This is a genomic window from Nonomuraea sp. NPDC050786 (genome assembly GCF_040654115.1).
Lineage (GTDB): Bacteria > Actinomycetota > Actinomycetes > Streptosporangiales > Streptosporangiaceae > Nonomuraea.
Genome location: NZ_JBFAHJ010000045.1, coordinates 49,310 through 62,360, shown reverse-complemented (window position 1 = coordinate 62,360; position 13,051 = coordinate 49,310). Strand labels below are relative to the sequence as shown.

Below are 13,051 nucleotides of genomic sequence, written 5' to 3'. Positions count from 1 at the left end.
GCCGGGGCCCGTGTCCCTCACTGGGGCATCAGGACCTTGTCGACCACGTAGACGACGGCGTTGCTCGTGTGGATGCCGCCACAGACGATCTTGGCGCCGTTGATCGTGAGGTCCTCACCGGAACCCTTCACGGTCAGCTCGCCGCCCTGCAGGGTCTTGAGCGTGGCACCCGACAGGTCGGCCGGCTCCTTCTTGCCCTCCACCACGTGGTAGCTGAGGGCCTTGGCCAGTTTCTCCTTGTCGGCCATGACCTTGTCCCGGGCTTCCTTCGGGATCGCGTCGAACGCCTTGTTGTCAGGCGCGAAGACCGTGATGTCCTTGGCGGAGTTCAGCTTCTCCTCCAGCCCGGCCTTCTTCACCGCCTCCGAGAGCGTGGAGAGCTCGGTGATCTGCGAAAGGGCGGTGCCGACCGGCTTGTCCGCGATGCCGGACAGTTCGCTCTCCATCGCGGAGCAGCCGGGCCCGGACGGGGTCGCGCTGGCGCTCGGCGACACCTCTCCAGGCGCCGGTGAGACCTCGGGCATGCTGGTGGTCTCCTCCGGCGCCGGCGAGGTTTCCGGCATGGACGTATCCGTCGGTTCCGGCGTGGGCGTACGGACGTAAGCATGGGCGACGGTGCCGGCGGTGCTGGCGGTCAGCGCCAGCGCCGCCGCGAGAAGCACTCGTTTCACTGTGATCCCCCCGTTTTCGATCGGTCCCGGGCTCTCGCCTGGGTCCTTCTCCAGTTTCGGGGGCCGTTGAGAACACACAAGTTACATTTCGCCTAAGACGGCACAAAAGTGATATGTCACAACTTTGCGCACCAAGTTGTGTGGCCGGCTTCGCCGCCGGCCCGACCCGCCGGGGACGGGCTCTGTTCGCGCTGCGACCGCCCAGAGCCCGTCGTCTCACTCGGCGTCCGGGGATCTAGCAGGTGGGTGCCACGGCGTCGATCTTGCCGCCGAAGTCGTCCTTGTACACCCTGCGGTAGTCGCCGTCACGGACGACGCGGGTCTCCTTCCTGTCGGGGACGCTGATCCAGTTGATGAAGCAGCCATCGGCGTGGGCGATGAAGGAGCCCACGTTGTCGTGGAGCGCCGGCGGCACGTCCACGTAGCCGTGGTCGGGGCTCCAGCACCACGACGCGCCGGAGTAGTCCCGCCCGCTCCACAGGCAGATGTCACCGGACGCCCTGGAGGCGGGGGCGGCCGCCGTGGCCGGTGGGGCGCAGGCCACCATGGCGAGCGCGATGGCGCCGGCGCCCGTTGCGATCCGCATGCCGCGTGTCGTCGACCTCATTGCCGTGTCTCCTCGTGTTCGTGCGGTACGGGAGAGCCGCCTGAGCAGCTTCGATCACAGCATGTAGCAGATCGAACACGCTCCGCTTCTGCGCGCCGGATAGAAGATCCGGGACCTGCGGTCGGGGAGAACTGGCGACCGGGTCATAGTCAACGCCGGTGGTCAGGTCGGCTTGTGGCGCTGGTAGTGGCGGGCGACGCGGGTGCGGTTGCCGCAGCGGGCGGCCGAGCACCAGCGGCGGCGCGGATGGGTGGGCAGGAACAGCAGCACGCAGTCGTGGGCCTCGCACTGGCGGACCCGGGTGACCGCCGGGTCGGCCAGCAGGCCGGCGGCGGCCTCGGCCAGCCACGCCGCCAGCCGGGCCCCGGGGGAGCCGGTGCGGCGCGGGGTCACCGTGACCGCCTCGCCGTTCCAGGCCAGCTCGCTGATGGCGGGCGCGTCGCGCTGGGCCCGGTTCAGGAACTCCAGATGGCCCGCGGGGGGCCGGCCGGCGGTGCGGGCGTGCTCGACGGCGCCGGCGATGTGCTCGCGTACGGCGTGGACCGCGGCCAGATCGGCGGCGGTGAGCTCGGCGGCGGCGAGCTCTCGGGCCTCGGGGAGCCGGTCGGCCTGCAGGCCCAGCCAGGCGCGCAGGTCGTCGGGCGTGGCCAGGAGGTCGCCGGTGGCCGGGCGGGTGTTGACCAGGTCCAGCGCCAGCGGCTCCCCGGTGAGGGGGACGGGATCGCTCATGTCTCTAATGGTACCAAGCCGGGTTGACCCATTAGGAAGAGATGGGCTATATCTAATGCATCTTCTTGATTGAAAGGCATTAGAGATGTCGATCGCCCGTATCGTCCACCGTCACCTCGACGTCGGCGACGTCCGCGTCTTCTACCGGGAGTCGCTGCCCGACCGGGACGACGCGCCCGTGCTGCTGCTCCTGCACGGCTTCCCGTCCGCCTCGCACCAGTTCCGCCGCCTCATCGACGCCCTCGGCAGCCGCTACCGGCTGATCGCCCCCGACTACCCCGGCTTCGGCCACACCCAGGCCCCCGAGGGCTTCACCTACTCTTTCGACCGCCTCGCCGACGTCATGGAGGGCTTCGTCCAGCGGCTCGGCCTGAGCCGGTTCGCCATGTACGTCTTCGACTTCGGCGCCCCCGTCGGGTTCCGCCTCGCCGAGCGGCACCCCGAGTGGATCGCGGGCCTGGTCGTCCAGAACGGCAATGCCTACGCCGAGGGCCTGTCGCAGGGGGCCCGCGACTTCATCGCGCTGCGCCCCGACATGCCCGGCGCCGAGAAGACGATCCGCGACCTGCTCACGCCGTCCGGCACCCGCTTCCAGTACGAGAGCGGCGTCGCCGACCCCGAACTCCTGGCCCCCGACGGATGGAGCCTCGACCAGCACTTCCTGGACCTGCCCGGACGCAAGGAGGCCCAGGTGGCCCTGGCGTTCGACTATCACACCAACGTCGAGAGCTACGACCGCTGGCAGGCGTGGCTGCGCCGGCACACGCCGCCCACCCTCATCGCCTGGGGCACCGGCGATCCGTTCTTCCCCGAGCCCGGAGCCCGCGCTTACCTGCGCGACGTGCCCGGCGCCGAACTCCACCTTTTCGAAACCGGCCATTTCGCCCTGGAGACCCATCTGGCCGAGATCGCTCCGCTCATCGCGGGCTTCCTCGACCGCGTGTGGTCGGAGAAGCACTGAAAGTGCTGCACCGCGTCTTCACAGGCGCTGACTGGGAGAAATGAGTCGCGTGCTGACCGAACGACAAAACGGCAGCTCATAACGCTTAGTGCGCCAATTGGTTTATGTTTCAGTCATTCCCATTGATGGTGGTCTGTCTGATATATACCCGCTTATGGCAGTAAGTGAGTATTGACGGTGGCGAGGCGGCCGTCGTAGCCTGCGGGTGCATCGAAGCTGATCTTCCTGAGCGATCCGGGGGGGCGCTCGGAAGGTTGTCAATGCGGGGGGCTATAGGTGTTCTTTTCGGCTGTCGTCAAACGTGTAAAAGATAGTGGGAAGACCATATGAGGCGCCCCGCAGTGGCCATTACCGGCGGCGCCGGTTTTCTCGGGTCCCATCTTTGTGAGCGGTTTATGGCCGAAGGTTACCGCATTTACTGTGTCGACAATTTCCTCACGAGCGCGGTCGCCAATGTCGAGCACCTCATGGCCGACGACCGCTTCCGGCTGATCCGCACCGACGTGTCCCAGCACCTGGTGCTGGCGGATCCGGTCGACGCCGTCCTCCACTTCGCCTCGCCGGCCTCGCCCACCGACTACCTCCGGCTGCCCATCGACACGCTCAGAGTCGGCTCCAGCGGCACCTTCAACGCCCTCGAGCTGGCCAAGGAGAAGGGCGCCCGGTTCGTCCTGGCCTCCACGTCGGAGACGTACGGCGACCCGCTGGTCCACCCGCAGCCGGAGACCTACTGGGGCAACGTGAACCCGGTCGGCCCGCGCGGCGTCTACGACGAGGCCAAGCGCTTCGCGGAGGCCATGACCATGGCCTTCCGGCGGGCCTGCGGCGTCGACACCGCGATCCTGCGGATCTTCAACACGTTCGGCCCCAGGATGCGGCCGTTCGACGGCCGCGCGATCCCGACGTTCATCAGGCAGGCGCTGCTCGGCGAGCCGATCACCGTGTCGGGCGACGGCAGCCAGACCCGGTCGATCTGCTACGTGGACGACCTGGTCGAGGGCGTCTTCCGGGTCTTCAACTCGGACCTGGACGGACCCATCAACCTGGGCAATCCGCATGAGATCTCCATGCTCGCCCTGGCCGAGTGGATCAAAGAGCTCACCGGCTCCGCATCGGAGATCACGTTCGTGCCGCGGCCACAGGACGACCCCAAGATCCGCCGTCCCGACATCACGCTCGCGACCACCCGTCTGGGCTGGTCGCCGAAGACGCTCATCGAGGACGGGCTGCGGCACACCATTGCCTGGTTCCAGGAGCATCCGCAGCTCTGGACCGCCGGCAACCTGGCACGCACGGCCTCCTGAGACGACGGGCGGCGGACGACGCACATGAGCACCACTGCGGGGGTCGGCTACACCGACCTGTTCAGACAGGACCGTTCCCAGCCGCATTGGGCCTACGACTACGCGCGGCGCCTGATGGAGCGGCACGGGCCGGAGCGGCGCGTGGTGATCCAGACCAGCATGTCGCCCAGCGGGTGGTTCCACGTCGGCAACTTCCGCGACACGGCCTGCGCGTACCTGGTCCACCGGGCGCTGCGGCGGCTGGGGCGGGACTCGCTGATCCTGCTCAGCTTCGACGATTACGACCCCATCCGTCCCAGCCAGGCCGCGCGCGAGCCCGAGCTGGCCGGGTACGGCGCCCGCCCGCTGGGCGCGGCCACCGAGCGCAGCAGGCGGATCTGCCGCCGCTACATCGCCGAGTTGAAGCGCATGGGCATCTGCCCGGCGGAGGCGGACGCCGACGGCCGCACCCCGCCGGACTCCGACTGGCAGACCCACTACCAGCACGGACGCTACCTCGCCGGCACGTACGTGCCGCTCCAGCGGCGCTACCTCCGTGCCGCGGGCAAGCTCGGCAAGCTCCTCGGGCAGGCGCCCGAGCACCTGTTCAGCGTCTACTGCGAGCAGTGCGGCCGGGGCGGCACCCGTACGCTCAAGCTCGGCCGCGGCGGGGTGCGCTACGCCTGCGACTCCTGCGGCGCCCTCACCACCACGCGGCGCACCGAGCTGGTCAAGCCGGCGTGGGCGCTCGACTGGACGCTGCGCGTCACCCACGAGCGCATCGACTGCGAGCCGGCGGGCCAGGATCACTGCAGCGCGGGCAGCACGATGGACCGCACCCGGGCGATCTACCGCGAGTACCTGCGCGCGCACCAGCCGGTGATCGTGCCGTACGGCCTGGTCCGCCAGTCGAGCGACAGCGGGAAGGTATCGGGCTCGCGCGGCGGCGGCATGACGCTCGCCGACCTCATGCGGGTGATGCCGCCCCGGCTGATCCTCTTCCTGTACGGCAGGCCCAACTGCCTGTCCGACTTCCGCATCAGCCTGGACTTCGCCCCCTTCGTCGCCGCCTACGCCGCCTATGACCGCTTCCTGGCCCAGGTGCGGGCGGGGGAGCGGCGGGCGACGGCGCTGCACGAACTCATCGCCGGCGAGGGTGAGGAGACCGGCCCGCTGCCGGGGATGCGGCACGTGCTCGGGCTGCTCCAGTCCCACTGCTACGACGTGGAACGCGTCATCGCCCTGCTCGGGCCGGCCGCCGCCGAACGGGTGCGCCACGCCCACGCCTGGCTGGCCCGCGACAGCCGCCACTGGATCGACCGGACCTCCGAGGCCGAGCCCGAGGCCCTGCTCGTGGACGGGGACCTGCCGGAACGCTGGACCCGCGCGTCGTACCGGACGCTCTACCTGACCCTGTTCGGCACCGAGTCGGGGCCGCCGCTGCGGCGGCTGGAGGAGATCTTCGGCCGGGCCGGGCTCGTCGCCGCCGTGCGCGCCTACGCCGACCGCGGCGAGCGCCCGCTCCGTGACCGGGTGCTGGCACAGCTCAGGCCGGGTGATGCCGATGCGGGTTGAGATCGTCGACCCCACGGTGCAGCCGGTGCCCGCCGACTGGGAGCTCTTCCGCAAGCAGCAGGGCCTGATCGCGGCCTGGCAGGCGGACGCGCTGACCACGGTCGCCTGGTGCTCCACCCGCTCGATCCGGCTGGGGATCGTGCGGGACGGAGGCCAGGTGGTCGCCCTGTTCACCGGCGAGGTGGCCGGGCTGCCGCCCCGCCGGGGCAGATACGCCGAACCCGGGGCGCTGCCGCCGGCCGGGTGGTTCAACTGCCGCCTGCCCATCGGCTTCACCAGCGGGTTCTCCTTCGCCGCCGAGCTGTCCGAGCGGGACAGGGCCGCCGTGCTCGCCGCGTTCGAGAAGGCGCTGCGCCGCGTGCTGGGCCGGCGCTGCCTGGGCATCGTCTACCGGCAGGTCACCGCGGACCTGCTGCCCGTGGTGGCGCGGCGGTCCCGGCCCCGGCTCACGACCGCGCCCAACACGCTGCTGCGCAACCGCTGGAGCGACATGGACGCGTACTTCGCCGACCTGCCGCGCGACCGGCGGCGCCGGCTACGCAAGATCCACGCCGAGGCAGGAGAGAGCACGCGGGTGCTGGCGGGCGCGGGCGAGATCGACCCCGCGCAGGCCGGCACGCTGGCCCGGGCCACGCTGCGCAAGCACGGCAGCTCCGACGCGCCCCTGCCCGCCCGCTACTTCCACGTGCTCGGCGGCGAGGAAGGCGTGCGGTACTTCGGCCACCTGGACGGGGACCGGCTGCTCTGCTTCGACCTGGCCTTCGACGACGGCCGGCGGCTGGTCACCACGGTGACCGGGGCGCTGGACGTGCGCGACGGAGGCCGCCGCAACCTCTACTTCGACCTCTACCTGCGCGAGATCGACTACATGATCGGGCACGGCCGCGAGGGGTGCGAGTTCGGCAAGGGGATGGCCGAGCTGAAGCAGCGGTTCGGGTGCGAGCTGATTCCCCAGACCGCGGTGCTGGCCGCGTGGTGACCATCCGACATCTTGAGAGGCGAACGACCGTGGAGTTCTCACAGGCGCTCGACGCGCACCTGAAGGCGATAGAGGCCCGCGACCTGGAGGCGTACCTGGCCACCGTCCACCAGGACGCCTCGGTGATCCTGCCGAACGGGACGCTGCTGCGCGGCAAGGAGGCGATCGCCGAGTTCCACACCGCCTGGTTCGGCGACCCGGACTGGTCGCTGCGGGCCGAGACCGTACGGGTGGAGACCCTCGGGGAGGCCGCCTTCGCCCTGCTGTCGGTGGAGTACGACGACCTGGACCCGGAGGGCAAGCCGTACCAGAAGGTCTACTACCTCACCCTGTACTTCACCAGGACCGACGGGCGGTGGCTCCTCGTCCACGACCAGAACACCTTCTGCTGAGATGGCCGGATCGGGGTTCTCCGAGCGAGCCTGGGACCAGGCGTACCGGGCCGCGGTGGCACAGGCGTTCGGCACCGTGCCGTACTACCGCGAGATGTGGGCCGAGGCGGGCGCGCGGCGGGAGGACCCGGCGCCGACGCCGGTGACGCGGCTGGAGGAGGTGCTGGCCGCGCTGTACCCGCTGGGCGCGCCGTACGAGCGGCGGCGGGAGGAGCCGGGCTGGATCGGCGAGCCCGCCGAGCTGCTGGAGGCGCTGCGGCTGACCGGGGCGTACCGGGGTGAGCGGCCGCTGTTCGAGGTGCGCCGGGCCCTGCTGGACTGGCGGCGGGTCGGCAGGGCGCGCTACCACGTCGTGCTCAGCGCGGACGCCGAGGCGGCCGACCCCGAGACCAGGGCGGCCGGGCTGCGCGCCCTGCGCGCCGCGCGCGAGCCCGCCCTGCTGGGCGACCCGGGCCAGCTCGCCGAGCTGCCCGACCACCCGGGCGGGGCACGCCTGCTCGTCCGCCTGCCCCTCACGGACCCCGCCGTCAGTGAGCACGGCGCCCACGAGCACGGCGCCCACGAGCACGGCGCCCACGGGCAGGAAGTGCACGGGCAGGAAGTGCACGGGCAGGAAGTGCACGGGCATGTGGTGCACGACGGCCACCTGGGTTATCTCGGGGGCCGGGACCGGGGCTGCGGCCGGGTCCACGTGAACTGGCGGCGCGTCCACGTCCGCCAGACCCCGGCGGGACCGCTCTTCACCCTGCTGCGACGGCGCCGGCCGACCCTGGTGGGCATCAGCGTGCCGGGCACCGCCCACCTCGCCGTGGAGCGCTGCGCCCGGCACGGCACCCCCGTGCTGGCCGCCCGCGAGGCGGTTGCCGCGTGAGAGGGTCCACGTTCAGCCTCGCGCCGGTCGCCTATCACCTGGCCGGCATCCGCCGCAGGGAACGTCTCGGCCACGAGGCGCAGCTGCGGCTCCAGGCCCAGCGGCTGCGCGCCCTCGTACGGCACGCCTACGCCAACGTCCCCTACTACCGGCGCACGTACGACCCCGCCCGGGTCGAAGCACTGCGTACCGCGCACGACCTGGCCGGCTTCCCGGTGCTGGACCGCATGGACCTGCACCACCACGGAGCCGCCCTGCTCGCGGACGGGTTCACCGAGGCCGACACCCGCTCCGCCACGACCAGCGGCTCCTCCGGCATCCCGATCACCATCCGCAACTCCGAACGCGACCTCGGCTACCTGCGCGCCACCTACCTGCAGGACATGCTCTCCAGCGGCCTGCGTCCCACCGACCGGATCGCCTATTTCCGGGTCAGACCGTTCCTGCGCCATCCGCTCGAACGCCTGGGAGTGCTGCGCAACTTCCACGTCCCGACCGACAGGTCGCTGGACGAGCAGGTGGCCGCGTTCCTGGCGGCCAGGCCGACGTTCCTCGTCGGCTTCCCCAACGTCATCGGCAGCGTGGTGGACGAGCTCAAGCGGCGCGGCATCGCCTACGACGGCGTCAGGACCGTGCTGTTCGGCGGCGAGCGGCTGACTCCGGTCGCCCGCGCGCACATCCTCGACTACTTCGGCGCGGCCCACCAGGAGGTGTACGCCTGCGTCGAGACGTTCACCATCGCCCGCGCCTGCCCCCGGGGCAGCCTGCACCTGCGCACCTCCGACCTGGTCGTCGAGGTCGAGCACGACGACGGCACCGTCTCGGTCGAGGACGGCCGGGGAGAGATCCTCCTCACCAGGCTGCGCGGCCAGGCCATGCCGCTGATCCGCTACCGGCTCGGCGACCGGGTGCACATCACCCCGAACGACTGCGCCTGCGGAGCAGCCCGCACGCCCATCGTGCGCGAGGTGCTGGGCCGCAGCGAGGACCGCATCGCCGACGCCGACGGCCGGCGCTACTACGGGGACTTCCTCACGTACGTGGTCCAGGACTTCCCCGAGGTGACCCGGATGCAGCTGATCCAGCACCGTCCGGGGGCGATCGAGGTGGTGGTCGTGCCCACGGCGGACGCCCGCCACGACCTTACGACCGACATCGAGCAGGCGCTCCGCCGCAGGGCGCCCGGCCTGGAGGCCACCGTACGGACGGCGACCCACATCGCCCCGGAAGCCAACGGAAAGATCAAGATCGTGAAAGTCCACGGAGACCCCGTGCTTTCCGGTGACTCGTCCACAACCTAAGAAAGGTCACTGCCACATGTCGCTGAAAGCAACCATCGACCAGCGCATCGCCGAGCACCTCCAGAGCACGTACACCGATGACCACGCCGTCCGCAAGCTGTCGCAGCACTTCCGCCGCGAGGGCTACGTGAAGCTGCCCGAGTTGGTCCCGCAGTCGCTGTTCACGGAGGTCACCGACGAGGTCCACCGACTGCTCGACCTGCACGAGAAGCGGATCGACATCCACCTGGCCGAGACCGGCAACTCGCCCCGCTACATGAGCACGATCAGCCAGCAGGCCATCGCCAAGGACAGCGAGCTGATCCCGGCCATCTACGAGTCGCAGGCCCTCATGGGCTTCCTGTCGCGGCTGGCGGCGCAGCCCGTCGTGCTCTGCCCGTGGGAGGAGGAGAAGTACATCGCCATCCGCCAGCACAAGAAGGGCGACACGCACGGCTGGCACTGGGGCGACTTCAGCTTCACGGTGATCTGGATCATCGAGGCACCGGAGGCCAAGTACGGCGGCCAGCTCCAGACCGTCCCGCACACCGACTGGAACAAGCAGGACCCGCGCGTCGAGGAGTACCTGCAGGAGCACCCGATCAGGACCTGGGGCCACGTCACCGGCGACCTGTACTTCCTGCGTTCGGACACCACCCTGCACCGCACGATCCCGCTGAACGCCGACCAGACGCGCATCATCCTGAACACCTGCTGGGCCAGTGAGTCGGACGCCAAGAAGGAAGCGACTCACGAGACCATGCACGCGATGTTCGACTGACAGATGTCCGAGTTAATTCATCAGACAGGGGCGCATGCGGGCACGAAGGACGTCCGCATGCCACCCCCCGGCATCACCGCGATCATCCCGTGCTACAACGAGATCGCCTGTGTCGAGCGCGCGTACCAGGAGATCCAGGCGGAGCTGAGCAGGTACGACGACGTCGAGCTGCTCTTCATCGACGACGGCAGCACCGACGGCACCCTGGAGGCGATCAAGGGCTTCGCCGCCGTCGACCCCCGGGTGAAGTACATCTCCTTCGCCAGGAACTTCGGGCTGGAGGCGGCCTTCTCCGCCGGCTTCAAGTACGCCTCCAAGGCCTGGACGGTGCAGTTCGACGCCGACCTGCAGTCGCCGCCGCGCGAGATGCACCGGCTCGTGGCCAAGGCGATGGAGGGCTACGACGTGGTCTTCGCCGTGCGCGAGAACCGCCAGGACGCGTGGTACCGCAAGCTCGGCACCTGGGCGCACCAGACGATCGCCCAGCGCTGGCTCGGCATCGAGCTGCCGCAGGGCGCGTCGGTGTTCCGGATCGTCCGGACCAGCGTGGCGCGCAAGGTGGTGGACAGCAAGCTGTCCACGCCGTACTTCATCGCCACCGCCCCGCTGCTCGGCGCCCGCTACACCACGCTGCCCACGGCGCACCAGCCGAGGGTGGACGGGGCCGGCAAGTGGAACCTGCGCAAGCTGTTCACGCACGCCGTCGAGCTGTTCGTCGGGTTCTCGTTCCGGCCGCTGGCCTGGCTCATCGGCCTGGCCGGCGTGGCGGTGGCCGGGGGGATCGCGATCGCGGCGCTGGCGCTGGCCGGGCGCGTCGCCCCGATCGCGGTCGACCTGGCGGCGCTGCTCACCGCCCTGGTGACCCTCGTCCTGCTCGCCGTGGTCGCGCGTTACCTCGTACGGGTGATGCGCGTGCAGGCGATCGGCGTGCCGCGCTACCAGATCCGCGAGGCCAACATCCCGATCCGGGCGGACGAGGCCCTGTACGGCCACGAAACCCCGTATGTCGTCGCCGAAGTCTGGGAGAACGTCAGTTGAGAAACCTCATCGTGCTCGGCGGAGGCGAGGACCAGATCCCCGCCTACCGGGAGGGGCGCAGGCTCGGCTACCGGGTGATCGGCGTGGACCAGCGCCCCGACGCGCTCGGCGCCGCGGAGGCCGACCAGTTCCTCTGCATGACCAGCAGGGATCCGGAGGGCATCGCCCGCGCCCTGGGCCCGATCGACGTCGCGGCCGTCATCTCCCCGGCCAGCGACGCGGCCCAGGAGGCGGTGGCCGAGCTGCGCCGGATCTACCGCACGCCGCACCAGACCGCGCCCGACGCCCTGCGCTGCACGGTGGACAAGGGCTTCTTCCGGCAGGTCATCGACCGGCTGGGGCTGCCCGCGTACCGCTACGCGCAGGACGACGACATCGAGAAGCTGACCGCGGCGGCGGCGGACCTGGGCTACCCGCTGATCGTCAAGCCGGCCGACTCGTCGGGCAGCAAGGGCATCACCGTGCTGCACGACCCGTCCGACCTGGCGGGCGCGATCGAGCACGCCCGCAAGAACTCCTTCTCCCGCCAGGTGATCCTGGAGCAGCTGATCGAGGGCAGCCACGGCGCGGTGGAGTCGTTCTTCGCCGACGGGCGGCTGGCGTTCATGGCCGTCACCGACCGCGTCATCACCGGGCCGCCGGCGATGATCAGCCTGGCCCACGTGGTGCCCGCCGCCCTCGACCCGTCCGTGTACGCGCGGCTGAGCGAGGCGGTCAGCGCCATCTGCGCCGAGGTCGGGCACCGGCACGGGCCGGTCAACTTCGACTTCGTGCTCACCCCCGGCGGCGACCTGTGCTTCATCGAGATGGGCGCCAGGCTGGGCGGCAACGGCATGCCGCTGATGGTCCGGCACGCCTTCGGCCTGAACACGGTCGAGGCGGCCATCCGGCTGGCCCTGGGCGAGCCGCTGACCATCGACGTCGCCCACCGGCGCACCGCCGCGCTGCGCATCCTGGCCGCCGAGGCCGACGGCGTGCTCACCGCCGTCGAGGGGCTCGCCGAGCTGAGGCGGATGCCCGAGGTGGTGGACGTGCAGGTGTTCAAGTCTCCCGGCGACCACGTACGCGCCTACACGCAGGCCGGGCACAAGCTCGGCTACCTGGTCCTGGTCGCCGACACGCGGGAGCTGCTGGAGGACGCGCTGGACCGGGCCCTGCGCACGCTCCAATTCAAGATCGAGCCCGATGTGAAAGGTTCCCCATGATCCCCCGTAAGCCGCTCGGCTTCCTGATCTTCCTGGCGCTCGCCGTCGCCGCCGCGGCGTTCGTCTGGTTCGGCCTGCCCCATGACCGGGAGGTGAAGTCGCTCGGCGTCTTTCTGGTGAAGCTGCTCCCGTTCGTCTTCGCCACCGAGGCCCTGGCCAGGCTGGACGTCGAGTGGGCCAAGCGGATCAGGCTCGCGCTGTGGACGGTGCCGCCCGCGTTCCTGCTGTACTTCCTCTACTTCGTGCCGAAGATCTTCTTCTTCGGCGGAGTGGAGGAGCGCAGCCGCGAGGCGTTCTACGGCCTGTACTACCACGTCCTGACGGTGACGCCGTTCCTCATCCTGGCCATGGTGCTGGCCTTCCGGCTGGGCGGCGGCTCGGCGTCGCTGGTGCGCAGGCTCTCCTACGGCATGCTGCTGCTGATGCTCTCCGGCCTGGAGGACCTCGCCTTCCTCACGGTCAACGACCACACCGACCCCGCCTACGCCACCATCCCCGACGTGTGGGACTGGGCCTCGCACATGACGGTCTTCCTCGGCCACCCGCCCACCAAGTACGAGGCGTACGCGTTCATCATCGTCCACGTGGTGCTGGCGCTGGCGGTCTTCTTCACCCCGCAGCGCTGGTGGGACGGGCTCAGGCTGCGCTTCGTCCGGACCCGGACCGAGAGCGCGTAGCG

General features: G+C 70.3%; 14 protein-coding genes. 11 read left to right on the top strand and 3 right to left on the bottom strand.

Going from position 1 to position 13,051, the window contains the following annotated elements:
• Window positions 1–17 precede the first annotated feature (17 nt).
• From AB0H84_RS48880 to AB0H84_RS48870, 3 genes are all read right to left on the bottom strand, one after another.
• On the bottom strand, window positions 18–671 hold the full coding sequence (locus AB0H84_RS48880; protein WP_357620483.1) for a fasciclin domain-containing protein: 654 nt from the start codon (window positions 669–671) through the stop codon (window positions 18–20).
• Window positions 672–906: 235 nt separating this feature from the next.
• Entirely contained in the window at window positions 907–1,278 is a 372-nt protein-coding gene (locus tag AB0H84_RS48875; protein WP_357620481.1) for a peptidase inhibitor family I36 protein, read from the bottom strand.
• 162 nt (window positions 1,279–1,440) lie between these two features.
• Window positions 1,441–2,007: a CGNR zinc finger domain-containing protein gene (locus AB0H84_RS48870; protein ID WP_357620479.1), complete on the bottom strand. Its 567-nt coding sequence runs from the start codon at window positions 2,005–2,007 to the stop codon at window positions 1,441–1,443.
• A gap of 85 nt (window positions 2,008–2,092) precedes the next feature.
• On the opposite strand from AB0H84_RS48870, the gene AB0H84_RS48865 reads away from it, so the two are divergent.
• The 11 genes from AB0H84_RS48865 to AB0H84_RS48815 all read left to right on the top strand — a co-directional run bounded on the left by AB0H84_RS48865 (window position 2,093) and on the right by AB0H84_RS48815 (window position 13,049).
• Complete coding sequence (locus AB0H84_RS48865; RefSeq protein ID WP_357620477.1) at window positions 2,093–2,968, top strand: alpha/beta hydrolase; 876 nt, start codon at window positions 2,093–2,095, stop codon at window positions 2,966–2,968.
• 326 nt (window positions 2,969–3,294) lie between these two features.
• Window positions 3,295–4,272, top strand: a complete 978-nt coding sequence (locus tag AB0H84_RS48860) for a UDP-glucuronic acid decarboxylase family protein (protein ID WP_357620475.1) — start codon at window positions 3,295–3,297, stop codon at window positions 4,270–4,272.
• 24 nt (window positions 4,273–4,296) lie between these two features.
• Window positions 4,297–5,826, top strand: coding sequence for a hypothetical protein (locus tag AB0H84_RS48855; RefSeq protein ID WP_357620473.1), 1,530 nt, complete (start codon window positions 4,297–4,299; stop codon window positions 5,824–5,826).
• Window positions 5,816–6,805 (top strand): hypothetical protein, encoded by a 990-nt coding sequence (locus AB0H84_RS48850; protein ID WP_357620471.1) that lies wholly within the window; start codon window positions 5,816–5,818, stop codon window positions 6,803–6,805. Before AB0H84_RS48855 ends, AB0H84_RS48850 begins: the two co-directional genes overlap by 11 nt.
• A 29-nt stretch (window positions 6,806–6,834) precedes the next feature.
• Window positions 6,835–7,197, top strand: coding sequence for an SgcJ/EcaC family oxidoreductase (locus AB0H84_RS48845; protein ID WP_357620469.1), 363 nt, complete (start codon window positions 6,835–6,837; stop codon window positions 7,195–7,197).
• Between the two features lies 1 nt (window position 7,198).
• Window positions 7,199–8,068, top strand: a complete 870-nt coding sequence (locus AB0H84_RS48840; RefSeq protein ID WP_357620467.1) for a hypothetical protein — start codon at window positions 7,199–7,201, stop codon at window positions 8,066–8,068.
• The gene (locus AB0H84_RS48835) at window positions 8,065–9,369 is read left to right on the top strand and encodes a hypothetical protein (protein WP_357620465.1); all 1,305 of its coding nucleotides are present in this window, start codon (window positions 8,065–8,067) and stop codon (window positions 9,367–9,369) included. Before AB0H84_RS48840 ends, AB0H84_RS48835 begins: the two co-directional genes overlap by 4 nt.
• Before the next feature lie 16 nt (window positions 9,370–9,385).
• The gene (locus AB0H84_RS48830) at window positions 9,386–10,129 is read left to right on the top strand and encodes a hypothetical protein (RefSeq protein WP_357620463.1); all 744 of its coding nucleotides are present in this window, start codon (window positions 9,386–9,388) and stop codon (window positions 10,127–10,129) included.
• Between the two features lie 57 nt (window positions 10,130–10,186).
• Window positions 10,187–11,167: a glycosyltransferase family 2 protein gene (locus AB0H84_RS48825; protein WP_357620461.1), complete on the top strand. Its 981-nt coding sequence runs from the start codon at window positions 10,187–10,189 to the stop codon at window positions 11,165–11,167.
• The gene (locus AB0H84_RS48820) at window positions 11,164–12,372 is read left to right on the top strand and encodes an ATP-grasp domain-containing protein (RefSeq protein ID WP_357620459.1); all 1,209 of its coding nucleotides are present in this window, start codon (window positions 11,164–11,166) and stop codon (window positions 12,370–12,372) included. Before AB0H84_RS48825 ends, AB0H84_RS48820 begins: the two co-directional genes overlap by 4 nt.
• Entirely contained in the window at window positions 12,369–13,049 is a 681-nt protein-coding gene (locus AB0H84_RS48815; protein ID WP_357620457.1) for a hypothetical protein, read from the top strand. The genes AB0H84_RS48820 and AB0H84_RS48815 overlap by 4 nt, the downstream gene beginning before the upstream one ends.
• Window positions 13,050–13,051: the final 2 nt, after the last annotated feature.

Excerpts from the sequence above, each read along its gene's own strand:
- AB0H84_RS48875 (WP_357620481.1), bottom strand. The coding sequence starts at position 1,278 with ATGAGGTCGACGACACGCGGCATGCGGATCGCAACGGGCGCCGGCGCC.
- AB0H84_RS48870 (WP_357620479.1), bottom strand. The coding sequence starts at position 2,007 with ATGAGCGATCCCGTCCCCCTCACCGGGGAGCCGCTGGCGCTGGACCTG.
- AB0H84_RS48865 (WP_357620477.1), top strand. The coding sequence starts at position 2,093 with ATGTCGATCGCCCGTATCGTCCACCGTCACCTCGACGTCGGCGACGTC.
- AB0H84_RS48860 (WP_357620475.1), top strand. The coding sequence starts at position 3,295 with ATGAGGCGCCCCGCAGTGGCCATTACCGGCGGCGCCGGTTTTCTCGGG.
- AB0H84_RS48855 (WP_357620473.1), top strand. The coding sequence starts at position 4,297 with ATGAGCACCACTGCGGGGGTCGGCTACACCGACCTGTTCAGACAGGAC.
- AB0H84_RS48850 (WP_357620471.1), top strand. The coding sequence starts at position 5,816 with ATGCGGGTTGAGATCGTCGACCCCACGGTGCAGCCGGTGCCCGCCGAC.
- AB0H84_RS48840 (WP_357620467.1), top strand. The coding sequence starts at position 7,199 with ATGGCCGGATCGGGGTTCTCCGAGCGAGCCTGGGACCAGGCGTACCGG.
- AB0H84_RS48830 (WP_357620463.1), top strand. The coding sequence starts at position 9,386 with ATGTCGCTGAAAGCAACCATCGACCAGCGCATCGCCGAGCACCTCCAG.
- AB0H84_RS48825 (WP_357620461.1), top strand. The coding sequence starts at position 10,187 with ATGCCACCCCCCGGCATCACCGCGATCATCCCGTGCTACAACGAGATC.
- AB0H84_RS48815 (WP_357620457.1), top strand. The coding sequence starts at position 12,369 with ATGATCCCCCGTAAGCCGCTCGGCTTCCTGATCTTCCTGGCGCTCGCC.